This window comes from Treponema sp. UBA7570 (assembly GCA_002477955.1).
In the GTDB taxonomy this organism is placed as follows: Bacteria; Spirochaetota; Spirochaetia; order Treponematales; family Treponemataceae; genus Treponema_D.
This window is the reverse complement of record DLLE01000025.1, coordinates 11,334-33,203: the sequence shown is the minus strand read 5'-3', so window position 1 is coordinate 33,203 and position 21,870 is coordinate 11,334. Positions and strand designations below refer to the sequence as shown.

General features: G+C 39.3%; 22 protein-coding genes and 1 tRNA gene. 18 read left to right on the top strand and 5 right to left on the bottom strand.

The genetic code is table 11. From position 1 onward, the window contains the following. Window positions 1-663: LptA/OstA family protein (locus tag B4N75_RS02575; protein WP_296706526.1), on the bottom strand; the 663-nt coding region annotated here is incomplete at its 3' end. Beyond that, the gene (gene lptC / locus B4N75_RS02570; protein ID WP_296706525.1) at window positions 660-1,229 is read right to left on the bottom strand and encodes an LPS export ABC transporter periplasmic protein LptC; all 570 of its coding nucleotides are present in this window, start codon (window positions 1,227-1,229) and stop codon (window positions 660-662) included. The genes B4N75_RS02575 and lptC, both read right to left, overlap by 4 nt. A gap of 402 nt (window positions 1,230-1,631) precedes the next feature. Here lptC and B4N75_RS02565 point away from each other — a divergent pair, with 402 nt between their 5' ends. From B4N75_RS02565 to rsfS, 11 genes are all read left to right on the top strand, one after another. Further along, window positions 1,632-2,387, top strand: coding sequence for a J domain-containing protein (locus B4N75_RS02565; protein ID WP_296021309.1), 756 nt, complete (start codon window positions 1,632-1,634; stop codon window positions 2,385-2,387). A 20-nt stretch (window positions 2,388-2,407) separates the two neighbouring features. Beyond that, on the top strand, window positions 2,408-3,172 hold the full coding sequence (gene map, locus B4N75_RS02560; protein WP_296021280.1) for a type I methionyl aminopeptidase: 765 nt from the start codon (window positions 2,408-2,410) through the stop codon (window positions 3,170-3,172). A gap of 90 nt (window positions 3,173-3,262) precedes the next feature. After that, window positions 3,263-4,756, top strand: a complete 1,494-nt coding sequence (locus B4N75_RS02555) for a Do family serine endopeptidase (RefSeq protein ID WP_296668024.1) — start codon at window positions 3,263-3,265, stop codon at window positions 4,754-4,756. A 111-nt stretch (window positions 4,757-4,867) separates the two neighbouring features. Beyond that, a complete protein-coding gene (rplU, locus tag B4N75_RS02550) occupies window positions 4,868-5,179 on the top strand; it encodes a 50S ribosomal protein L21 (RefSeq protein WP_296668026.1) in 312 nt (103 codons plus the stop codon). Between the two features lie 9 nt (window positions 5,180-5,188). After that, complete coding sequence (locus tag B4N75_RS02545) at window positions 5,189-5,536, top strand: ribosomal-processing cysteine protease Prp (protein WP_296021251.1); 348 nt, start codon at window positions 5,189-5,191, stop codon at window positions 5,534-5,536. A 26-nt stretch (window positions 5,537-5,562) separates the two neighbouring features. Further along, a complete protein-coding gene (gene rpmA, locus B4N75_RS02540) occupies window positions 5,563-5,823 on the top strand; it encodes a 50S ribosomal protein L27 (RefSeq protein ID WP_296021239.1) in 261 nt (86 codons plus the stop codon). Window positions 5,824-5,950: 127 nt separating this feature from the next. Then, window positions 5,951-7,114, top strand: a complete 1,164-nt coding sequence (gene obgE, locus B4N75_RS02535) for a GTPase ObgE (RefSeq protein WP_296706523.1) — start codon at window positions 5,951-5,953, stop codon at window positions 7,112-7,114. Further along, entirely contained in the window at window positions 7,111-7,776 is a 666-nt protein-coding gene (nadD, locus tag B4N75_RS02530; protein WP_296021203.1) for a nicotinate (nicotinamide) nucleotide adenylyltransferase, read from the top strand. The genes obgE and nadD overlap by 4 nt, the downstream gene beginning before the upstream one ends. Further along, window positions 7,748-8,362, top strand: coding sequence for a bis(5'-nucleosyl)-tetraphosphatase (symmetrical) YqeK (yqeK, locus tag B4N75_RS02525; RefSeq protein ID WP_296021197.1), 615 nt, complete (start codon window positions 7,748-7,750; stop codon window positions 8,360-8,362). Before nadD ends, yqeK begins: the two co-directional genes overlap by 29 nt. 51 nt (window positions 8,363-8,413) lie before the next feature. Then, the gene (locus B4N75_RS02520) at window positions 8,414-9,649 is read left to right on the top strand and encodes an LCP family protein (protein WP_296021188.1); all 1,236 of its coding nucleotides are present in this window, start codon (window positions 8,414-8,416) and stop codon (window positions 9,647-9,649) included. A gap of 1 nt (window position 9,650) precedes the next feature. Continuing rightward, window positions 9,651-10,022 (top strand): ribosome silencing factor, encoded by a 372-nt coding sequence (rsfS, locus tag B4N75_RS02515; protein ID WP_296021179.1) that lies wholly within the window; start codon window positions 9,651-9,653, stop codon window positions 10,020-10,022. A gap of 145 nt (window positions 10,023-10,167) precedes the next feature. On the opposite strand, the gene B4N75_RS02510 is transcribed toward rsfS, so the two are convergent. Then, complete coding sequence (locus B4N75_RS02510; protein ID WP_296021171.1) at window positions 10,168-10,410, bottom strand: hypothetical protein; 243 nt, start codon at window positions 10,408-10,410, stop codon at window positions 10,168-10,170. 256 nt (window positions 10,411-10,666) lie between these two features. On the opposite strand from B4N75_RS02510, the gene ispE reads away from it, so the two are divergent. The 7 genes from ispE (at window position 10,667) to lepA (ending at window position 18,631) form a co-directional block, all read left to right on the top strand. Further along, on the top strand, window positions 10,667-11,536 hold the full coding sequence (gene ispE / locus B4N75_RS02505; RefSeq protein WP_296668033.1) for a 4-(cytidine 5'-diphospho)-2-C-methyl-D-erythritol kinase: 870 nt from the start codon (window positions 10,667-10,669) through the stop codon (window positions 11,534-11,536). Between the two features lie 39 nt (window positions 11,537-11,575). Next, window positions 11,576-11,860, top strand: coding sequence for a septation regulator SpoVG (spoVG, locus tag B4N75_RS02500; RefSeq protein WP_277292350.1), 285 nt, complete (start codon window positions 11,576-11,578; stop codon window positions 11,858-11,860). A 20-nt stretch (window positions 11,861-11,880) separates the two neighbouring features. Beyond that, window positions 11,881-11,953 (top strand) — tRNA-Gln (locus B4N75_RS02495). A gap of 469 nt (window positions 11,954-12,422) precedes the next feature. Next, window positions 12,423-12,974, top strand: coding sequence for a 50S ribosomal protein L25 (locus B4N75_RS02490; RefSeq protein ID WP_296021124.1), 552 nt, complete (start codon window positions 12,423-12,425; stop codon window positions 12,972-12,974). Between the two features lie 87 nt (window positions 12,975-13,061). After that, a complete protein-coding gene (locus B4N75_RS02485) occupies window positions 13,062-15,158 on the top strand; it encodes a hypothetical protein (RefSeq protein WP_296706521.1) in 2,097 nt (698 codons plus the stop codon). Between the two features lie 20 nt (window positions 15,159-15,178). After that, window positions 15,179-16,813: a S1C family serine protease gene (locus B4N75_RS02480; RefSeq protein WP_296668038.1), complete on the top strand. Its 1,635-nt coding sequence runs from the start codon at window positions 15,179-15,181 to the stop codon at window positions 16,811-16,813. A 15-nt stretch (window positions 16,814-16,828) separates the two neighbouring features. After that, a complete protein-coding gene (lepA, locus tag B4N75_RS02475) occupies window positions 16,829-18,631 on the top strand; it encodes a translation elongation factor 4 (protein WP_296021103.1) in 1,803 nt (600 codons plus the stop codon). A gap of 4 nt (window positions 18,632-18,635) precedes the next feature. Here the strand turns inward: lepA and B4N75_RS02470 are convergent, their stop codons facing one another. Next, the gene (locus tag B4N75_RS02470) at window positions 18,636-20,291 is read right to left on the bottom strand and encodes a 6-hydroxymethylpterin diphosphokinase MptE-like protein (protein WP_296668041.1); all 1,656 of its coding nucleotides are present in this window, start codon (window positions 20,289-20,291) and stop codon (window positions 18,636-18,638) included. A 27-nt stretch (window positions 20,292-20,318) separates the two neighbouring features. Then, a complete protein-coding gene (locus B4N75_RS02465) occupies window positions 20,319-21,785 on the bottom strand; it encodes a peptidylprolyl isomerase (protein ID WP_296021086.1) in 1,467 nt (488 codons plus the stop codon). Window positions 21,786-21,870 lie beyond the last annotated feature (85 nt).

The window sequence follows — 21,870 nt, the reverse complement described above, 5'->3', positions numbered from 1 at the left end:
TTGAGAAGCGGTTTCTGATCCGGCTGATTCCGCGGCAGTTTCTGTTTTTTCCGGTTTGCTGTCCGAAACTGTTCCTTTTACGCGTCCGTCGAGCGTTATTTCCTGGGTTTCGAGGTTTAAGGTGATTTCCTGCGCCCTGAAAGAATCTGTTCCCTGCTGAATCTTTGGATTCCCGCTCATTTCGAGTCTCTGTTCGCTTTTTTTATAAATCGCAAAAGCCGAGGTGCAGATGTTGTCTTTTTGCTTCAAAGTTATTTCAATTTGCATGACGGCGGTTTCGCTGTTTTGGTTGTATTCGATAATTTGAGCGTCAGCAGTCACTTCATTTGCAATGTCTACAAGGTGAACTGCGTCTTCAAGCTGGGCGACTTTTGTCTGCCTGTCGTATTTTAGTTTTCCGCAGGTAAAATCCATTTGGCTTTCTGTTATGCTTCCGCTTACCGTTCCTGTTGCCGTAATGAACCTAAAATCTTCGCCCGAAAGTTCAATTGCGTCGGCGCTTATGTTCATGCTGGAAGTCTGAACTGTTGCGTTTCCTTCGAGGATTGTCGTGTCAGTTTTGCTGCCTGCCGTTCCGGACATAAAATCTGCCGTAAAAGTGATTTCTTCGCAAAAAAACAGTGCCGGAGCAAAAAAGAAGATTATCGAGATGATTTTTTTCATTCTTTGTCTCCGTCTTCTTTATCAGCTACAGAACCGGAAATCTGGCTTTCAAAGTTGAATTTTCGGCTTACTCCGCTTGCAGAAAAGCCTGTTCCGCTTACGGTTGTGCCTTTTCTAGAAATTGTAACTTTTTCGTTTCGGCCGGAAGTGAGCTGTTCTGTTTTGCCGTTAAAATGCAACGACTGCGCGGTGATTTTTAAATCCTGGCTGTAAACGTTTATCGAAATTCCATCAAAAAGCGAATATTTTTCGTCATTTGTGCTGGAAGCAAGAAGAGTGCAATATCCGTCTGTATCAAGGGTTCCATCGTCCTTGTAAGTTTTAAACTGCGCAGACTGAGCGTAAGAAGAGCCGTCCGCCTTGTATTGCTCTAGTTTGTCTGCTTCAAGTTGAATTGAAATTTTATTGTCTTTGTATCTGTTAAAAACCGCTCCTGTAAAAAAGAATTCTGGAACTGTTTCTTCAGAATTCTTTTCAGTTTCATAATTGAGCGAACACGAAAAAAAGGGTAACGCTGCTATAAAAAAAATAACAGATTTTTTAACTTTTTTACTATAAAAAAACATTTTTTAATTTTCTATGCAAGGTTTCTTTTTGTCAAGCAGATGAAAAAATCGGTCTTTAAAGAATTTTATACTTGTCGTGTTGTTGTTTTTTTTGATATAATGGCGAAAAATTCATTCAACGAGGTATTTTATGAGACTTGCGAGAAGAATCAGACCGCTCCGCTGGAATAAAACTATCAGAGCTAACAGCAAGAAAAATTCAAAGAGAATTCGTACAAACCACGAACTTCTTAAAGCTTTGGCAAAGTAAAATAAGGGCTGCCTTTTTTGGCAGTCTTTTTTATTTTAAATTTGCTTTTTTGCAAGGTGAACAAGAACTTTTTAGGCCTTATATTTTTTAATCTTTCTATAATAGAATCTTTAATTGTAAAAAAAATTGATTGTGAATATAATTGAAGAACTTTGGAAGACTGTTATAAAATTTTGGGAGTTCGGCCTGGCGCAACTGTCGCAGAAATTCGCCGTGCCTATAGAAAAAAAGCAAAACTTTTGCATCCTGACACTGCTGGAAATCTTGCAGATGAAGCGGCTTTTCGTGAACTTGTTAAAGCATACGAAATTTTATCTGATGTAAGGAAGCGTTCGCTTTTTGACGAATCATATTTTTATCGTTACCGTTCTCATTCAACCCGGTCTTCCAATTCTTTTGATTATAGAACCTGGCTTTTGCAGCGAAATGATGAAGAAAGCCTGGCAAAACTGATATTTTTTGACCTTTTACATTCCCGCGAAGAAGATGCGGTGCGCGAATTTGTCGAAACTTGTAAAAGTCATTCACGTTTTAAGCTTTCAGACTGGTTTACTCGCGAAGATTTTATGGATTACGGTTTTATTCTTTGCGAAGAGCTTGTCTTGCATGAAGAATATTACGATGCCTTTGTTCTTTTAGAGCAGATTATACGAATGGAATACAGTTTTTCGTATTTTAGGCTTTTTTTTCCGGAAGTGATGGATTTGGCGCGGACTGTCTTAAAATACCGCCTTGAAGGAAATGTTGCTGATGAACTGTGCCTTGACGCCTGGGAACGCGCTCTTGAGTTAAATTTTGGAAATAGTGATGACTCGTTTTTTTTGCACAAGATGGCCTCTGTTTATCGCCGTATTGGAGATGAACGGACAGCCAGAATTTGTGAAGAGGAAGCTGTCAGAATAAAATAACAACAAGAAGGAAAAATATAATGATTCGCTTAAAGAATGAAAAAGAAATTGATGGAATCCGCAAAAGTTGTCATGCCCTTGCAGATCTTTTTAGAGAAGTTGTTCCTCAGGTTGAACCAGGAATGAGCACTAAAGACATTGATGATTTGGTCGTAAAATTTATCAAAAAAATCGGAGGCGTTCCTGCCTGGTATTCCGAAGATTTTGCAGGAGCAGCCTGTATCAGCGTAAATGAACAGGTTATTCACGGTGTTCCTTCAAGAAAGAAGATTATTCACGACGGAGATTTGGTTTCTCTTGATATTGGAATTGACCTTGACGGTTATATTTCTGATTCTTGTCATACTGTTCAGGTTGGAAATGTAAAAAGCGAATACAAAAAACTTGTAAAGGCGACAAGAGAAAGCTTGCGCGCTGGAATCGAAGCCTGTGTTGCAGGAAACAGAATTCGCGATATTTCAAATGCTGTAAACGATGTCGCAAACGGAAAATATGGATATGGAGTTGTTTACGATTATTGTGGACACGGAGTAGGGCTTGGTGTTCATGAAGATCCGAGTATTCCAAATTGCCCGATGAGCGGTCCGAATCCAAGAATTCAGCCGGGAATGGTTCTTGCTATTGAACCAATGATAAATTTGGGAACGGCAGATGTTCATACGGCAGATGACGGCTGGACTGTCCTTACAAATGATGGAAAATGGAGTTGTCACGAAGAGCATACAGTTGCTGTTTTTGAAGACCATACGGAAATCCTTACACTTTGCGACGACCTTGTTTGCTAGTTTTTTTGTAACTATCCAGATTTTTTTTGATTATATTTGTATATAGACAATATCGAAAAAAAAATAGTTTTTTTGGAGGTTCTTAAAAATATGAAAAATATTACATCAAAAATAGTTTGCGGTGTTTCTGCCGCAGTTCTTGCTTTTGCAGCTGTTAGTTTTTCGTGCAGCAAAATAAAAGTTGAAGGAACTGCCGATACGGTATTTGCTGAGTCAAAGCCGGCAGTTGCAATCCCAGCCGGCAGTTTAAATGTGATTGAAGCCTTGCAGAATTCTTTTAATTCAATTTCTGCCGGAGTTCTTCCTTCTGTCGTTGAGATTGATGTTACAGAAAAAACAACTGTTACTCAGGCAAATCCTTTTGATGATTTTCCGTTCTGGTTCTTTGGAAATCCAAATGGTTCTGAAAAAAAAGACCGTACCCGTGAATACGAGCAAAAGGGGCTTGGTTCTGGCGTAATTGTTCGCCGTACTGGAGATACAGTTTATGTTCTTACAAATAATCATGTTGCAGGCAAGGCTACAAAAATTACTGTCAATTTAAATGATGGACAAAAATTTGACGCAAAACTTGTTGGAGCAGATGAGCGTTCGGATATTGCCCTTGTTTCTTTTGAAGCAAAAAAAGATTCAAATATTGTAGTTGCGGCTCTTGGCGACAGCGACAATGTAAAGGTTGGAGACATTGTTCTTGCAATGGGCGCGCCTCTTGGATACAGTCAGTCGGTTACCCAGGGAATTGTAAGCGCAACAGGACGCTCTGGCGATCAAATTGGAAATATGAACGATTTTATTCAGACTGATGCTGCAATTAACCAGGGAAATTCTGGAGGCCCGCTCGTAAATATTTATGGAGAAGTTATTGGAATTAACACTTGGATTGCTTCTTCGAGCGGCGGAAGTCAGGGGCTTGGTTTTTCTCTTCCTATCAATTCTCTGAAAAAATCAATCGAAGATTTTATTTCAAACGGAAAAATTACTTACGGCTGGCTTGGCGTAAGCCTTCTTGACGTAAAAGATGATTATAAAAAAGAACTTGGTGTAGCTGGCAAAAACGGCGCGCTTGCTTCTCAGGTTTTCCTTGATTCTCCTGGACAAAAAGGTGGAATGCAGGCCGGAGACTTTATTATTGAAGTAAACGGAAAGGCTATAAAAAATCAAAATGAACTTATGCGCGAAGTTGGCTATCTTCCTGCCGGCAAAACAGCTGTTTTCAAAGTAATCAGAAACGGCAAAATTGTTGAGCTTTCTGTAAAAATTGAAGAGCGCACGGACAAAATAACTCAGGATAATACAAAGCTTTGGCCAGGCTTTATCGCAGCTCCTTTGTCTGACGAGATAAAAAAGGAACTCAATCTTGAGGACAAAAAAGTTAAGGGTGTTGCGGTAATGAATGTTTTGGAAAAATCTCCAGCGGCTGCTATGAGAATTCAAAACGGGGATATTATTACTGCCGTAAACGATAAAAAAGTTTCGAATATTCAGGAATTCTATGATGCCCTTAATTTGAATTCTAAGAAAGAAATTTGGTTCGATGTTTATAACGACGGCCATACATTGAGCACAAGCCATTATAAATTGTAGTTTGGTTCTTGTTGACCAATTTATAAAAAATTTGATAGAATCTAGTACTCATAATTTTTATATTAGTCGTTAGAGTTTCCGTTACACTTTGCGGCGTAGAAGAGGTATTTAATGTACGCACTTTTTGAATACAAAGGTAAACAGTACAAGGCTGAAAAAGACGCACTCATTCAGGTAGATAAAATCGATGCTGAAGATGGTGCTAAAATCACGATTGATTCAGTTCTTTTGGTTAGCGATGGAGATGCAGTAAAAGTTGGTACTCCATACGTTAATGGTGCAAAAATTGAAGTAGAAGTAGAAAACAGCTTCCGCGACAAGAAAATTCTTGTTTACAAGTACAAGGCTAAGAAAGACTATCATCGTCTTATCGGACACAGACAGGAATACACAAATATTCGTGTAAAAAATATTCAGGGCTAATTTTAGCTTATGACAGCAGTAACCCTTTTTACCGGCAAAAACGGCGTGTTAAAAAAATGCAAAGCTAACGGACATGCTGATTTTTCCAAGAAAGGAAGCGACATAGTTTGTTCTGCGATTACAATATTGCTCAAAACGGCTATGCAGTTTCTTTCACGGAATAAAGATGTTACCTTAGAAGCTGACACATCTTCCCGCGGAAATCTCGCTTTTTGCGTGGAAGTAAAAAAAAGCGGTCTGGAGACAGAAAACTGCTTAAAATTTACGGCAGATTTTTTGAGAGTTGGTTTTAATTCGCTTTCAAAAGAATATTCAAAAAATATTAGTTTTGAAGAAATTGCCGAAGCGGGAAACTAAATTGAAAATTTGAGCGGAGGCTTACTATGGGACGCAGTAAAGGTGGTAGCGGCGCAAAAAATGGTCGCGATTCAAATCCAAAACACTTGGGCGTTAAAGTATATGGTGGACAGGCTGTAACAGCTGGTTCTATTATTATTAAACAGCGTGGAACAAAAATTTTTCCAGGAAACAATGTAAAAAAAGCTGGTGATGATTCTTTGTTTGCGACAGCTGACGGTGTGGTTATGTTTGACGAGCGCAACAACAGAAAATATGCGAATGTTGTTGTTGCGGAAGCAAAATAAACTTCAGTATAAAATGCTGTAAAGATTACGTTTAATAAAAAATGAACTTGATCAAGCCCGGATTTCAGTTTTCTGTATCCGGGTTTTTTAGTATTTATTGATTTTTACAATTTTTTGGGAGATGCACATGAATTTATTTGCTGACGAAGCCGTGATTGAATGTCAGGCTGGAAAGGGCGGAAATGGTTGTATTTCTTTCAGACGCGAAAAATATATTCCAAGAGGCGGTCCTAATGGCGGAGATGGCGGAGATGGCGGCAATGTAGTTTTTATCTGCAAAAGAAATGTGCGCACTCTTGCGAATATTCGCTATAAGCATTTTTTTAGGGCAAAGTCTGGTGGTGACGGTCAAGGCTGGAATAAGTACGGCCGTGATGGTGAAGATATAGAAATTGCTGTTCCGCCGGGGACTGCAATCAGGGATTATGAAACAAACGAGCTTTTAAAAGAATTTACCGTTGAATCAAGCGAAGAAAATTTTGTCGCCTGTCGCGGAGGAAATGGCGGCTGGGGAAATGTCCACTTTAAAACTCCTACAAACCAGGCTCCTCGCATTGCAAATAAAGGTCAGGAAGGTGAATATAAAAAACTTCGTTTGGAACTGAGCATTATGGCAGACATTGGACTTGTCGGTTTCCCAAATGCTGGAAAGTCAACGCTTTTGGATGCTTTTACAAATGCCAGGCCAAAAATTGCGCCTTATCCGTTTACGACAAAAATTCCGAATCTTGGAGTTTTACAGGCGAACGATGAACGCGATGTAATTATTGCGGATATTCCTGGAATTATCGAAGGCGCTTCTGACGGAAAAGGTCTTGGAATTCAATTCTTAAAGCACATAAGCCGTACAGCCGGGCTTCTTTTTATGATTGACTGTTCGGATGATTCTTGTTTTGGGGCTTACGAAACACTTTGCCGTGAGCTTGAAGGTTTCTCTTCTGATTTGCTCAAAAAACCGCATATTGTTCTCTGCAATAAAATCGACCTTGAAGGTGCAAAAGAACGCGCTTTAAAAATTGCAGAAACGATTAAAAAGACGGAAAAGGACACAAAAGTTCTTGCGGTTTCGGTTGCAGCCCGCCTTGGAATGAATGAAATTCGGCTTGCAATTCTTGATTTGGTTACAAAACTTGATGGCGCGCCGGAACAGTTCAATTCGGACGGAACTCGTATAAGTTCAGGTTCTTTTCTTACAAATAAAAAAGAAGGAACTAGCATAAATCCTGATTTTATGAGCACACGTTCGGTTGACGAAGATGCCGAAATTCAGTTTCCAGGAAGCGAAAATTGAAAATAGCTGTTCTTGGCGGAAGTTTTAATCCGGTTCACATAGGACACCTTGTTCTTGCCGACTGCGTTTGTCAGGAACTTGGATACGATAAGGTCCTGTTTGTTCCGTGTTTTTTGCCGCCGCACAAAGAAATGGCAGATGCCGCTCCAGCAGAACAACGCCTAAAAATGGTAGAGCTTGCTGTAAAAAGCGATTCGCGTTTTGAAGCGGAAGGTTACGAAATTCAAAAAAAAGGAATTTCTTATACTTGGGACACGGTTTGCTCGCTTGAAAAAAAATATGCAGGTCAGCTTACGGATAAAATCGGCTTGATTTTTGGTTTTGACTTGGCGTCTCATTTTGAAAACTGGAAAAATGCAGAACTTCTGGCCGAAAAATGCCAGCTAATTCTTGCCGTGCGCGAAAATGAGTTGAAAAAGGATGCTGGAACAAGCTGGAACAAGGCAATAGGCGAATTTAAAATTGAAAAAAACGGATTTTCTGTCAGTGATTTTAAGTTTCCGCATGTAAAACTGCACAATCCGCAGCTTGAAATTTCTTCTTCAGAAATCCGAGACTGCATTCAAAATGGCAAAGCTTGGCGTTATCTTGTAAGCGATGCCGTTTTTGAATATATTAAAAAACGAGGTTTGTATGGCTGTAAAAACGGTGGATCTGAATAATCCCGAAGAGCTCAGTCAGGTTATTTTAAAAATTGAGGACTATGTAAAAACAGTGGTTTCCGAATCAAGGTACGAGCATTCAGTGCGGACAGCCCAGACTGCCGAAAAAATGTGCGCTCTTTATGGATTGGAACCAAAAATCGGCTATTTGGCAGGAATTGCGCATGATATGTGCAAGGAATTTTCCACCGAAGAAGTTTTAAAGCTTGTTTCGGAAGACCAAAAACCTGTTTCTTTGCTTGAGCAGAACAGACCGGGGCTTTTGCATGGAAGGGCAGCGGCGGTTTTGATTCAGACAAAATTCGGAGTAAAAGACAGAAATGTCGTTTCTGCAATTGCAAATCACACTTTTGCGGCGGCAGGAAGTTCTGATTTGGGAAAAATACTTTTTGCGGCGGACAAAATTGAACCGGGGAGACCTCAGTCAACTGACGAATACCGCAAAAATCTTTTTTCAAAATCTTTGGACGAATTGACACTTTGCGTTTTAAAGGAAAATATCGACTATCTCGAAAAGCGCGGAAAAAAAGTTGCAAAGCCTTCTTACGAACTTAAGGCTGAGCTTGAAGCAAAATTAAAGCATTAAAACGTAAAATTTGTTCAAAAGACAAAATTGACTTTTTATGGGAGAAAAGAGATGAAATCAATGGGACACAGCAGCGGAGGAAATAAAGGCGGTCTTTTTCTTGTTTTGATTTTTGTTATTCTTGTTGCGGTGACGACATTTATAGCGTTTTCCCTAAAAGTTGATACTGTCGATGAAAGTTTGAAAAATGACAGCGTAATAAAAACTCTCATCGTTCTTGAAGACAAAAAACAGGTTCTTTTTTCGGACATTTTTATTTATTATCCGGTTTCAAAACGTGGAGCGTTGATAAACATTTTGGGAAACACTGGCGCGATTTTTAAAAGCCTTGGACGTGTAGACCGAATTGATGCAATTTACTCCGAAAAAGGAATTGACGTTTTTAAATCCGAAATTGAAAATCTGATCGGGCAGCCTGTTCCGTTTTATCTCGAAATGAGCCTTTCAAATTTCAGCGAACTTACTGATATGCTCGGCGGACTGAAAGTATTTGTTCCTGAGCCAGTCGATGTAAAAACAGACGACGGAGAGAGATGGCTTTTACCGAGCGGATCTGTAACTCTTGACGGAAGCAAAATCAATACTTATCTAACTTATTCAAAACCTGAAGAAACAGAAGCCGAAGTTGCGGATAGAAGACAGAACGTAATGCTTGCGTTTTTGAGCGCAATAAACCGCGATTCAAGAATTCTCCTCAACAAAAACAATTTTCCGTCTTATCAAAAGCGAATAGGTTCAAATTTAAGCGAAAAAGACTTGCATAAGTTTTTTTCAGAAATTTCAAATGTCGATTATGAACGCCTTATTCCTCAATCAATTACTGGCTCAAGGCGAATGGTCGATGGAAAAGAACTTTTGTTTCCTTTTTACGATGGTCAGCTCATAAAAGATGTTGTAAAACAGGCTTCAAATGCTCTTGTGGATTTGGAGGATATGTCTGTAAACCGCATTTACGTGCTGGAAATTCAAAACGGAACTTTGGTTCAGGGATTGGCACGAAATACGGCAGCCTTGCTAAAAAGCGCAGGCTATGATGTTTTGAGTACTTTGAATGCGGAACGCCAAGATATAGAAAAAACGCAGATTATAAATCACATAGGCAACGCAGATATTGCAAAAAACCTTGGCGATTTTATTCACTGCACAAACATAGTTGATGAAGAAATAAAACCGGACTCGGAAGACAACTATGATAACGGATACGAAACCAGTTCAAACGTCGATTTTACGATTATTCTTGGAAAAGACTTTGACGGACGCTACGTAAAAAATACTGGAGGAAAATAGAATGGAAGAAAAAACAGCAAAACAACAGGCGCTCGAACTTGCGCAGATTCTTGAAGACGGCAAAGCCGACGATGTTACTGTTATTGAAGTTACAAAACTCACAAGTTGCGCAGATTTCTTTGTAATTGCAACAATTCACAGTTCAGCACATTGGCAGGGACTTGCAAAGCAGATAAAAGACTACGTAAAGGCAAATGATATGCAAATTCATCTTACGCATACAAAAACAGCAGGCGGTGACGACTGGAACATAATCGACATTGGCTCAGTTCTTGTGCATCTTATGTCGGCAGATGCCCGCAATTTTTACGAGCTGGAAAAACTGTGGCACGCAGGAAACTTTATAAAAGGCTCTCAGTCAGAAAACGCATAAGTTTTTGAGAACTCGATTTTGGCTTGCCGGATTTTGTTTTTTTTTGTAAACAGAATTTGGCAAAAAAAAGGAGGCCGGAGAATATGTGTGTGTGACATATTTTCCTGCTTCCCGTTTTAACTTAAAATAACCTTAAAAGCGATTCTTACATTTCTTCAAAATCGTCATTAAAGCTATTGTCCATTGAGGAATCTTCGCCAAAAGCGTCATCTTCCTCCAGATCATCATCAAAAGACTCATCGTAAATATCGTCGTCTTCAAAATCGTTCAGAGAATCATCGTCGTAAATCGCAGAATCATCATAATCTGCCGAATCTTCGTCGTATTCGTCTGAGTACGAAAAGCCAGAGCCCGAAAATGAGTCAATGAAAGAGTCACTTGTGAACATTTTGCCTTCCCCCGCTCAACGCGTACCATATCATAAATTTTTACAGCCCAGTCAGTCAATTGAAATCTTTAGAAAATTTCTTTATTTTTTATGGGCGGTTCCTGCCTTCCTGCAGGCCACGCTTTCCGCAGTTCCGCTGCCGCTTCATTCCTGCGCTGTGCTCCGGAACGGCTGCGCCGCTGCTGCAATCGTTACCGCAAAATCATTTTTTTTAAACTTAATTGACGAGCCTAAAAAAAACGTATAAAATTAAGTTATGTCAGATATTCAAATTCTGGCTCCTGCAAAGGTGAATCTTGGCTTAAAGGTTCTTCCAAAGCGGGCAGACGGATTTCATAATATCGAAAGTATTTTTCAAACTGTCAGGTTGTACGACAAACTTACTGTTTCTGTACTGCCGGAAAAAAATACTTGCGCGGTTTTTGCGCCTGGTTTTAACGGCCTTCCTGCAGAAAATACGCTGACAAAAACATACAGCTCTTTTTGTTCCTTAACTGGCTGTTCTACTGGTGTAAAGGTTTTTTTGGAAAAGCACATTCCCAGTGGAGGCGGACTTGGTGGTGGTTCTTCGGATGCGGCTTACTTCTTAAAGGTTTTGGCAAAAATCAACAAAATTGATTTAAGCAGTGAACTTGCAGACAAGGTTGCTTCGCAGGTTGGAAGTGATGTTTTTTTCTTTCTTCATAGCGGAGAGGAACAGGACAAAAGTGGCTGTGCTGTCGTTACTGGTCGTGGAGAGTTTGTAAAGCAGATTTTACCGCGGAACGATTTGTTCTTTTTACTGGTTTTTCCTGGCGTTCATAGCTCTACAAAAGAGGCTTATTCGCTTGTTGATAAAACATATGAGGCGGGCAGTATTTTAGATTGTCCGAATCTGGCAGATTTAGAAACCATATATCGAAGCCCTGTCAAAGACTGGACTTTTGTAAACAGTTTTACTTCTGCGTTATTGCAAAAATACCCAAAAATAGGCCTTGCCTTGCGGGATGTAAAAAACAGTGGTGCTCTTTGGGCGGATATGTCTGGTTCTGGAGCAACAGTTTTCGGTGTTTTTGAAACAAAACAAAGTGCCGAAAATGCTTATTCATTGTTAAAAAAAAGTTGGTCAAACTGTGTAATTGCATAAAACCTTCTTTTTAATTATTTGCAACGGAGGAGTACTTATATGGAAGTATCAGAACTGCGTATTAGAAAAGTAACGGCCGAAGGCAAGCTTAAAGCTTATGTAACAGTAACCTTTGACGGTGTGTTTGTCGTTCATAATGTAAAAATTATCGAAGGCAAAACAGGTCTTTTTATTGCAATGCCAAGCCGAAGAACGGCAAACGGAGAATACAAGGATGTGGCACATCCAATCAGTCCTGAGTTCCGTGCGGCTTTGCAGGATAAAATCTTGGCCGAATACAATGCCGGACACGTAGTAGAAGAAGCCGGCGAAGGCGAAGATTAGTTTTTTTATAGTCAATTTTTTGGGACGTCGGCAAGCGGTAAGCCCCCGGCTTTTGGTGCCGGTATTCCACAGGTTCGAATCCTGTCGTCCCAGCAGATGATATAATCTGGATTTCAATGTTTTTTTTGGAATCCAGATTTTTTTTTGTCTAAAAATGGTTGAGGATTCGAAGCGGAGCGAGCGGCGTAAAAAATGCGAAGGCTTGGAGCGGTTTTTACGAAAGTTGCCAGGGAAGGCAGCTTAGCGAGCGTAGCCGGCATGAAAGAGAATGCAGAATGGTTTTGACTGGAGTTCCTGCAAAAGTAGGATGTTTTGCGGCAAGGATGGGAACACCGCCGGAGGCGTTCCTGAGCGCAGCGCAGGAATGGAGGCAAAAGCCGGAAGTGTGGACAGCCTGGTTTTTGCCTGCAAAAAGCCGCCCGGCAAATTATATTGACTTTCTGGCCTGTTTTTGAGATACTTTCAGAACTGTCGGATATGTGTCCGATAAAAATTAAGAGGGGCTGGCAAAACTTTTATATAATTGTTTTGAAGACCGCTCAAAATTGAGGAGTTCTATAAAATGGAACAGTTTGTAGTTGAAGCATCTGTACGCAACGAGACAGGTAAAAAAGCAGCAAAAGCTCTTCGCGCAGCAGGAAAAATTCCGGCTGTTATTTATGACGAAGAAGGAAAAGCGACATCTGTTACTGTAGATTCAGTTCAGTTTAACAAAGTTTGGCGCAATATTACTGCCACAACTCTTGTTACTCTTAAGTTTGAAGGCAAAGATTACGATGCTTTTATCCGCGATACAGAATATGATATTATCACAGATTCAGTTCTTCACGCAGATTTCTTTGTTGTAAGCAACAAAAAGCCTGTAACACGTCAGTTCAAATTGCAGTACAAGGGAACTGCTGCCGGCGTTCTCAAGGGCGGATTTATGGTTAAGCATATTCCTGAAATCAAGGTTAAGGCTCTTCCAAAAGATCTTCCTGTTCGCGTTGTAATTGACGTTTCAAAAATCAACATTGGCGATGTTTTCCGTGTTAAAGACATTGACCTTGGTGACAAAGTTACAGTTCTTACTCCAGCAGAAGCTGAAGTAATTACAGTAGCTCCAGCACGCTAGTTTTTTTGCTTGATAAAAAAAGTCTTTCCGTTTGCAATAAAAATGGAAGGACTTTTTTTTTGATTAAAAAGACGATAAAATATAGTTATGAATTCGTCTTTAAAAAAAAGTTTTTGCGCTGTATTTTTTTGCCTCTCTTTTTTTTGTTCAACTTGCCTTTATGCTCAAGGACTTTCTGCCAGTGAAGCAAATAAAAAAACGGCTCTTCGTTATTTGAAGGTTGCTGAGCAGTATGCCGCTTCTAAAAAATGGACTGCCGCCGATTCGAGCGCAGAACTTGGTCTTGCCTTTGATGATTCTATTTCTGATCTTTGGTATATGCGTTCTGTTGCAAAGAGCGCCCAAAATGTTCCTAAATATCAAATTTTTCCTTTGATTGAAAAAGCCCTTGATTGTGAGCTTTGGGTCGATTACAACAAGGAAACTGCAAGAATCCTTTATGCCGACATTTTGTGCTCAACTAGAAAATTTGAGCAGGCTCTTGAAGTTTTGGATGGTGAGCAATTTTTATATTCAGCAGATGCCGAATTTATCCGTTCTAAAATTTTTTATAACCTTGGAACAGAAATGTTTCTTGAAAAAGCAAGAAATAAAATTGATTCTGCAAGAAGAATTTATCCTGATGACCTTCGGTTTCCAAAACTTTTTTTTGAGCACGAATATGCGCTTGGCGGCAGAAACGAAAAAAATTCAAAACTTGCCGACAGTTTTATAAATCTTCTTTACAAAAAAACTTCGCTTTCTGCGGAGCTTGAAATTTATCTTGCTGTTTTTTCCACTGGTGAAAGCAAAATCCGGCGGCTAAAATCATTTAACGCGAAGAATCAGCGTTCGCCTTTGTATTTAATCGCTTCTCTTGAAGAAGGCGTTGAACTTTTGCCGGAAGAAAAGGCCTTGGACTATTTTTATTCTTTTGCCGACAAAGAAATTGATTTTGCGGTTTTGCAGGAATTTGTTTCATCTCTAAAAAAAGAAGAATCCAGGCAGGAACTTGGTGAATATTTAAATCAATATTCTGGAACGATTTACAAAGATACTGACGGCGATTTGGATTTTAACCTTAAAATTGAATATTCGCGCGGCCGTCCTCAAAAAATCACATATGACGAAAATCAGGACGAAATGCCCGATTGGAGCGCTGTCTGCGATTTTGGAGAACCTGTAAAGCTTCATATTCCGGAAAAATCGATTGAAATTGAATACGGAAACTGGCCTGCTGTTGTCAGCGCCATTTACAAATGCGAAGACAGAAGCGAATATTCCTTCTTTCTTGTGCCGCAAACTCTTTTTTGGACGCCTTTTTCGATTGCCGCGGATGAAAATATAAAAAAACAGACTGGAACGGATTTTTTTATTCCTTTTGTTTTGGAAAAAGTTGAAAATGTTTCAGTTCAAAAACTGATCGATTCTTCTTCTAATTGTTCGATTCCTTGTTCTGAACGCGAAAATGCCGTAGTTGTCTTTAATCTTCTTGATGGAAAGCCAGTGTTTGCCCGTTATTACGAAAATCAAAAAATGTATGCGCAGATGCAGTTTAAAGATGGTATTCCAGAAACCCGCACGGTCGACATGGATAATGACGGTTTTTTTGAACTTACGGAAACTTACGGGGCTGAAATTCAAAATAACGAAAAAACTGAACTGGAAGACGGGCAGGTTAACTTTTTGGCAAAGGCCTTGAGTGCGCCTGTAAAGATGATTCAGATTGATATGAACGGCGACACAATTGCTGACTACACAGAAGAATACACCGGCGGAGAAGGAAAAATTTCTTTGTGGGATTTGGATGGAGACGGAAAGTGGGACGTTCGTTACGAAAAATGTCCAGCAGAAAAAGACGGTTCTTTGGTTGAAAAATCCACTTTTTACAGGCCTTGGTCTAAAGTTCCAGTTACTGTAATCATAAAAAATGGAAAACCTGCCGTCATTCTTGAAAGTGAAAAAAAATTGAATGTAATAAAAGATTCTGTTTCCGAAGTTTTCTGGATTGAAAATGCTGGTTCTAAAGGCGATGCGGAAAAAATTTTAAAAACATTTAACCAAAACGAAGACAAAAGTGTTTATATTATCGTAGAAAATGACTCAAAAAGAATGTTCGCCGTAAAAAACGGACTGTATATTTTTGCGCAAATTATACCGGATAATCCGAATTCTACAAAAGAACGAGGTTTGTCCGAAAAATAAAATTAGAAAAGATGAAGAAAATGAAGAAAAGTGAATTGAGAAAAAAAATTGTTGCGGCCCTTGGCTGTTCTTTGCTTTTAATCTGCATAAACGGCTGTAAATCAACCGAACTTTCAGAAAGTTTTGAATTGCCAGATTACACAATTGAAGATGTAAAAAAAGAAGAAATAAAAAGAATTGAAGAAATTGGCGAAACTGACTGTGTTCAGGCCTATTGGCGCGCTTTTTTGCTAAAAGACCAGAAAACTCTCGAAAAATGTGAAGAAAACGTTTTTGCTGAATATAAAAAGGCTCTTGAAGAAAAAAAATGGCTGGAAGCTAGAAGGTTGTGTTATGCTTTGGAATATCTTGGCGGAGCACAAAACAAAAAACTTGAAAAAAATACCGATGAATTGGATTCTCTCTGCCTGGAAGCATTAAAATCTTTTGGTTCAGATAAAAATTCTGGAAAAAAAGTTTCAGAACTGATAAAAGGAACAGTAACTGTCTGGGTTGACAAGGGAATTAAAGTTGAAAACGGAATGGGGTACGCTGACCGTGTAATCGGTTCGGGATTTTTTATTTCTAAAGATGGATATATTGTAACAAACCATCACGTAATTGTGGATCTCGTAAATCCAAAATATGAAGGTTATGCGCGGTTATATGTAAAACTTGCCGAAGATTCAGAAACCCGTGTTCCAGCAAAAGTTGTTGGCTGGGACAGCAGCGTTGACCTTGCTGTGCTAAAAGCCGAAATTGACGCTCCTTATGTGTTTAATCTTGGTTCGAGCGGAAGTCTTGAGGTTGGCGATAAGGTTTATTGTATTGGTTCTCCGATTGGACTTGACCGCACTTTGACAAGCGGCATTGTAAGCGCGAACGACCGTTCTCTTTTTAGCGCAGGACCAGTTATGCAGATTGATGCTGCCATTAATTCAGGAAACAGCGGCGGACCTTGTGTTGACGAAAATGGAAATGTTCAGGCGATTGTTTTTGCAGGAATGCTTCAGTATTCTGGACTAAATTTTGCAATCCCTGTCGAGTACTTAATTTCGGAACTTCCTGTCTTGTTGAATGGCGGAAAATATGACCACAGCTGGCTAGAAGCGAACGGACGCACAAAAAGAGCTGGCGGCAGAGATTTGGGCGTTGAATTGAATTATGTAATGCCGGGTGGAAATGCGCACCGGGCAGGTCTAAAGGCTGGTGACTTGATTACTTCGATTGAAGACTCAAAAATAAAAAATCTTGAAGACTTGCAAAAAAAAATGCTTGGAATTTCTGCTGGATTTATAATCAAAGTGAAATATCTCCGGGGCGAAGATTCGGTAGAAAATGAAGTTAGAGTTTTTGTTTCTTCAAGGCCGTTAAACCCTGGCTATACTTTTTATAAAAATGATGTAATTTCAAGCTCTTTTACAGCAATTTTTGGCATGAAGCTCACTCCGCTTTCTGAGGGACGCAAAAAGTACCAGATTGAATCGGTCGTAAAAGGCTCGATTGCGGACGAATCTGGTTTTTCGGAAAACGATCCTGTCGAAGTAAAAAACATAAATTTTGATAAAGAAAATACAACTTTGTATACGGAAGTATATGCAAAAAATAGAAAAAAAGGATATTTAGATATAAGTGTAGGAATCGCGGCTCCGCTAGACAGTCCTAACTATTTCTAATAAAATTGGCACTCTATGACAGAAATGAAATATAAACGCAATTTTTGTATTGTTGCACATATTGACCACGGCAAATCAACTCTTTCTGACCGTCTTATTCAAAAATCAAAAATCATTGACGACCGTTTGATGACAAACCAAATTCTCGACAATATGGATATTGAGCGTGAACGCGGAATTACGATAAAAAGCCAGGCGGTTACAATTCCATATCATTCAAAAGACGGAAACGACTATGAGCTTAACTTTGTCGACACTCCTGGACATGTCGATTTTTCTTACGAAGTTTCCCGGGCGATTGCTTCCTGCGAAGGCGCTCTGATTTTGGTTGATGCTAGTCAGGGGGTTGAAAGTCAAACAATGTCCAACCTTTTTATGGCAATGGAGCACGATTTGACTATTGTTCCTGTCATAAACAAAATTGATCTTCCGTCTGCCGATATTCCTTCGGTAAAAAAACAGATTGAACACGACCTTGGGCTTGATCCGGAAGATGCGGTTTTGGTAAGTGCAAAAACTGGCGAAGGAATTGACAATTTAATGGAAGCCATTGTTTCTAAATTTCCTCCTCCGTCTGGCAATCCAGAAGGAAAAGCTCAGGCTCTTATTTTTGATTGCCATTATGATGAATATCGTGGAGTTATAATTCACATCCGCGTAAAAGAAGGCCGGATTAAAAAAGGCGATATAATCCGCTTTATGTCCAATGGTACTGACTATAAAGTTGAACAAATTGGAATTTTTAAAATAAATTATGAAGAAAAACCATATCTTGAAGCAGGTGATGTCGGCTATATTATTGCAGGATGTAAAACTGTAAGCGATGTCCGCGTTGGCGATACTGTAACTCTTGCAGATAATCCGGCGGATAGGCCTTTGCCAGGATTTAAAGAAGTTAAGCCTGTTGTATTTTCTTCTATTTATCCGATGGATTCTAATGATTACGAAGAACTTAAAGACAGCATGGAAAAATTAAAGCTCAACGATGCGAGCCTTACTTACGACAAAGACAATTCCATTGCTCTTGGAAACGGTTTTAGATGCGGCTTCCTCGGTCTTTTGCATCTTGAAATTATTCAGGAACGTCTTGAACGCGATTATGATCAGGCAGTTATTTTTACATCACCTTCAGTAGAATATAATTGTACTCTTACGAACGGCACGGAAATAGTTGTTGACAATCCGACTGAATTCCCGGAAACAAAAATAAAAGAAGCGAGAGAACCTTACATCAGAGCTTCAATTATCACTCCGTCAGAATTTATCGGTTCAATTATGAATCTTTGCACTGAAAAACGCGGAATTCAAAAAAATATGACTTATCTTGACGAAAAACGCGTTGAGTTGATTTACGAAATGCCGCTTTCTGAAGTGCTTTTTGACTTTTATGACAGGCTCAAAAGTTACAGCCGCGGGTACGCAAGTTTTGACTACGAAGTAATTGAATATCGTCCGACAGACCTTGTAAAAGTTGATATTTTGATAAATTCAAAGCCTGTGGATGCCCTGTCTTTCCTTGCTTATCGCCCTGGCGCCGTTGCCCGCGCAAAAAAAGTGTGCGAACGCTTAAAAGACGAAATCTCTCGCCAGCAGTTTAAAATTGCTATTCAAGGAGCAATCGGAAGTCAGATTATTGCCCGTGAAACTGTAAATCCTGTGCGAAAAGATGTTCTTGCCAAGTGTTACGGCGGCGACATTACACGAAAACGCAAGCTTCTCGAAAAACAGAAAGAAGGTAAAAAACGCATGAAGATGGTTGGAAACGTTGAGCTTCCACAGAGCGCGTTCCTTGCTGTTCTAAAAGAAAAAGAAGACTAGTTTTTTATAGGTTTTCAAAGTTTTTTAGAAAAAAGTCGATTTCGTTGCTGATTCTTTTTAAAAAACTCAAATTGCCGGCTTCAAACCTGTATCCATCTGGAAAGTGCAGATAAAGATATTCTCTTTTTGATAGAAGATTTTCTATTTCAGCGCGCAGGTTTGGTGTTGGAGCCGGAGCTGCTTTTTCGCCTTTTGAAAGCAGCTCTTTTATTCTCAAAAGCGCATTTTTTTCTTCTAAAAGATATGTTTTTGTTTTGATTTTGATGTCGGAGCTTGAGCTGTTTTTTTTGTTCTGCTCGTACAGAGCGTCAAATTCGCCTTCTTTTTTTTGACCGAGCGGCTGGCAGAAGTTTTCGATTTGTTCTGTGGTCACAGACGGAAGGCTTAAATTTAAGCCGGAAAATCCTGCATCATAGAGTTTTTTTGAATCCTTAAAATAATTTACAAATAGCGCAGCGTAGTTTTTTAGCGCGGTGTCCGTTATTACGGTTCCGTTTTTTCCTGGAACAGTTTTTGCGTCTGCCTTAAAAGCGGCATCGTAGTTTTCGACAGGCTTAAAGCGGTTTGAAGAAATAAGTCTTGCCGTGTGGGCAGGAGCGCCTCTTGCGTGTGTAAAGCCAAGACTGTACGAAAAATCGAGTCCTGTAACAAAAACCGGCACATTTGAATCAAATCGCATAAAAAGTGCAAGATAGACCGCCGTAAGTCCAACTGAACCGAGCGGTGGAATTTTTGCAGGAAGAATGCCCTTTGATTCCGCGCTTTTTAAAAATTCACTTTCCGAAAATTCCGAATAAAAATACAGATGCCGCCCCTTTGTATGGCGGAGAACTGCCGGTCTTGAGGCCAAATCGCTTATTATTGCAGCCTTTGTCTTATTTGCTCCGATATATGCTTTTTCGATTGCAAGCTGGGATTCGACTGCAATTATAAAGTCTGGCTGAATTTTGTGTTTTAAAAGAACTGGAAGCGCAGCATCAACCGCAAGAACAGTGCATTTTTGCAGTGTTTTTTTTGAAACGCTTAATAGAAAAGTTTCTGTGCTTTCGCCGGCTCCAAAGACAATAAACGGTCTTAAAAAAAATGGCGAGCAATGAGGAATGCTTTGCTCTGCGGGAATTTCTCTTAGATTTCTAAAGAAATTTTTACAAAAAAGCCTGCCCATTTTTACGAGAGTGATCCGATTTTTCCAAAAGGAAGCAATAAAATTTTGAGAAAAAAGCGCGGTCTGCGAATATAATGTTTTGTAAAAAAAAGTTCCTCCGCTCATTTCAATCGAAACCGTCCGCCTAAAATGCGGCAGAGTTTTTATAAGCGCTTCTATTTTTGAAGGCGAGGTTAGCAAAATTTTTTTAGAATCCTGATGACAGCTTTTTTTTATTTCGTTTAATTTTTTTTCTGCCAGTTCAAACAGTTTTTTGTCCGCTTCTATTCCGAGAATAAGCGAATCTTTTGGAATCTTAGTCAAAAGCTCTTTTAAGCCGTACCACAGGCATGGAGAAAAGCAAAGAATGAGCGTTTGTGGCAGAATATCCAGATTAGCTACGGTCTGCTCAATTGCCTTTTGAGGAGAGTATTTTGAGTAAAGAAATCTGTTCTTGTATAAAACAGAAAAGCCCTGACCGGCTTTTACCAGACAGGGCTTTTCAGTTTCAATCATACCGGATTGCAAATTGTTCAATTTTATTTAGTTTTTCATCATTTTTGTAAAGAAAACATTTGCAACATCATTCTTTACTTTGTCGCTAGAAAGCAGCGCCATCTGGAGCGAATAAGAATCGATAGAAGTAACTGCGCCCGCAATTTCTTCTTTTTTCGAATCTGTCAAATTGTCTTTCTGAGTACCAGCAGCTTTTATCACAAGAATTGAATCTCCTGCAACAACCGGTTCAGAAATATCCCCGTTTTTGAGGGCAAATGCCTTTTTCAAAAGATTCTCGTTTGTAGAAGCACCGGAAATTGAAGTAAATTCTTCTGGAAGAGAGCCGAGCATTGAGTCGTTTGCGTAGTTGAGCGCAAAAGCTGGAACTTTTACAAATTTTGCACCATTAGACTTGCCGGCTGCTTCAAAACCTTTCTTTTCAGCGTCGGAAGCAACAGCCTTTGCTTTTTCGATAAAATAGCTTTCGATTAAAGAAGTTTCGTTTTCGTTGATGTAAGAGCGAACTGCAGCAATAACGGTTGAATCTGCAAAGTCCGGTTCAGTTTTAATCAAATCGTTATGGAAAATCGAATATCCGGCAGAAGTTTCGATAACTCCGCTGGTCTGGTTCAATTCGAGGGCAAAAAGCGCCTTTCCGTCGTCTTCTTTTGTAACAATATTCTGAATCTGATAACCATAATTTGAAGAAAGTTTTCCGTCTGCTCCAGAATATGCCTTGTCAGAATATTCAGATACAGCATCAGAAAATGTGATTTCTTCTTTTGTGAGCTGGTTCAAGATTGATTTTGCCTTTGACTGGTCTTTTACTGTGATTACAGAAAAATTGTATTTTGTGAATTTGTCTTTATTTTCTGCGCCAAAAGCTTTTATCTGAGATTCTGGATAATCTTTTTTGTCAAAAACTGCAAGGTCAAAAGAACGTTTTTCTGAAGCCATTTTTTCAAAAAATTCTTTTTCTGCGTCAGAAGATTTTAAGCCGTAAAGAGTATGGCCTGCATATTTAGATTGAGTTCCCAAATAGTCTTCGCCGCATCTGTTCCAGATTAAGCCGCGTGTAAGATCCTGCTGCAGCCTGCTTTTGTCATCTGCGCTGTAGCTGTTATAGATTTCTGGAGAATAGTTGCCTTTTTCATCGGTAAAATACTGGTACATCTGGCGAGCCACGCTTTCTTTTGAAGGTTCCCAGCCTGATTTTTTTACGTTGTCTGCATAAGCGATAGCCTGGACAGCCGAAACAAAAGCGTAATTATAAATTGTGTAGTAGTCAGAATCTTTTAAATCAACTCCCTGTCTTCTGTACATTTCGGTGTAATTTGCAACAGCATTTGCAAATTCGCTTCCCTCTTTGTATTCAATTTTTTTGTTTCCGTATTTTCCAAAAACGAGAGGAGCCTGGCCTGCTCCTTCTGCCATTGCTGGAATAAAAATAAAAGTGATGGCAGATAAAATCAAAATGATTATAGAGCCAATGAAAAGCATTGTTTTTTTCATGATAAAAACGTCCTTTTTTTACTATTTTTTCGAGTATTTAAAAAAGCCTTGCTCAAAAAAACATAAACTTTTTTAAAAAACAGTA

What these genes read in the sequence shown, in the direction of transcription:
- obgE (WP_296706523.1), top strand. Translation starts at nt 5,951, where the DNA reads ATGAATTTATTTGCTGACGAAGCCGTGATTGAATGTCAGGCTGGAAAG.
- B4N75_RS02520 (WP_296021188.1), top strand. Translation starts at nt 8,414, where the DNA reads ATGAAATCAATGGGACACAGCAGCGGAGGAAATAAAGGCGGTCTTTTT.
- spoVG (WP_277292350.1), top strand. Translation starts at nt 11,576, where the DNA reads ATGGAAGTATCAGAACTGCGTATTAGAAAAGTAACGGCCGAAGGCAAG.
- rsfS (WP_296021179.1), top strand. Translation starts at nt 9,651, where the DNA reads ATGGAAGAAAAAACAGCAAAACAACAGGCGCTCGAACTTGCGCAGATT.
- B4N75_RS02510 (WP_296021171.1), bottom strand. Translation starts at nt 10,410, where the DNA reads ATGTTCACAAGTGACTCTTTCATTGACTCATTTTCGGGCTCTGGCTTT.
- B4N75_RS02470 (WP_296668041.1), bottom strand. Translation starts at nt 20,291, where the DNA reads ATGATTGAAACTGAAAAGCCCTGTCTGGTAAAAGCCGGTCAGGGCTTT.
- lptC (WP_296706525.1), bottom strand. Translation starts at nt 1,229, where the DNA reads ATGTTTTTTTATAGTAAAAAAGTTAAAAAATCTGTTATTTTTTTTATA.
- lepA (WP_296021103.1), top strand. Translation starts at nt 16,829, where the DNA reads ATGACAGAAATGAAATATAAACGCAATTTTTGTATTGTTGCACATATT.
- B4N75_RS02490 (WP_296021124.1), top strand. Translation starts at nt 12,423, where the DNA reads ATGGAACAGTTTGTAGTTGAAGCATCTGTACGCAACGAGACAGGTAAA.
- B4N75_RS02555 (WP_296668024.1), top strand. Translation starts at nt 3,263, where the DNA reads ATGAAAAATATTACATCAAAAATAGTTTGCGGTGTTTCTGCCGCAGTT.
- rpmA (WP_296021239.1), top strand. Translation starts at nt 5,563, where the DNA reads ATGGGACGCAGTAAAGGTGGTAGCGGCGCAAAAAATGGTCGCGATTCA.
- rplU (WP_296668026.1), top strand. Translation starts at nt 4,868, where the DNA reads ATGTACGCACTTTTTGAATACAAAGGTAAACAGTACAAGGCTGAAAAA.
- B4N75_RS02465 (WP_296021086.1), bottom strand. Translation starts at nt 21,785, where the DNA reads ATGAAAAAAACAATGCTTTTCATTGGCTCTATAATCATTTTGATTTTA.
- B4N75_RS02545 (WP_296021251.1), top strand. Translation starts at nt 5,189, where the DNA reads ATGACAGCAGTAACCCTTTTTACCGGCAAAAACGGCGTGTTAAAAAAA.
- yqeK (WP_296021197.1), top strand. Translation starts at nt 7,748, where the DNA reads ATGGCTGTAAAAACGGTGGATCTGAATAATCCCGAAGAGCTCAGTCAG.
- map (WP_296021280.1), top strand. Translation starts at nt 2,408, where the DNA reads ATGATTCGCTTAAAGAATGAAAAAGAAATTGATGGAATCCGCAAAAGT.
- B4N75_RS02480 (WP_296668038.1), top strand. Translation starts at nt 15,179, where the DNA reads ATGAAGAAAAGTGAATTGAGAAAAAAAATTGTTGCGGCCCTTGGCTGT.
- B4N75_RS02485 (WP_296706521.1), top strand. Translation starts at nt 13,062, where the DNA reads ATGAATTCGTCTTTAAAAAAAAGTTTTTGCGCTGTATTTTTTTGCCTC.
- ispE (WP_296668033.1), top strand. Translation starts at nt 10,667, where the DNA reads ATGTCAGATATTCAAATTCTGGCTCCTGCAAAGGTGAATCTTGGCTTA.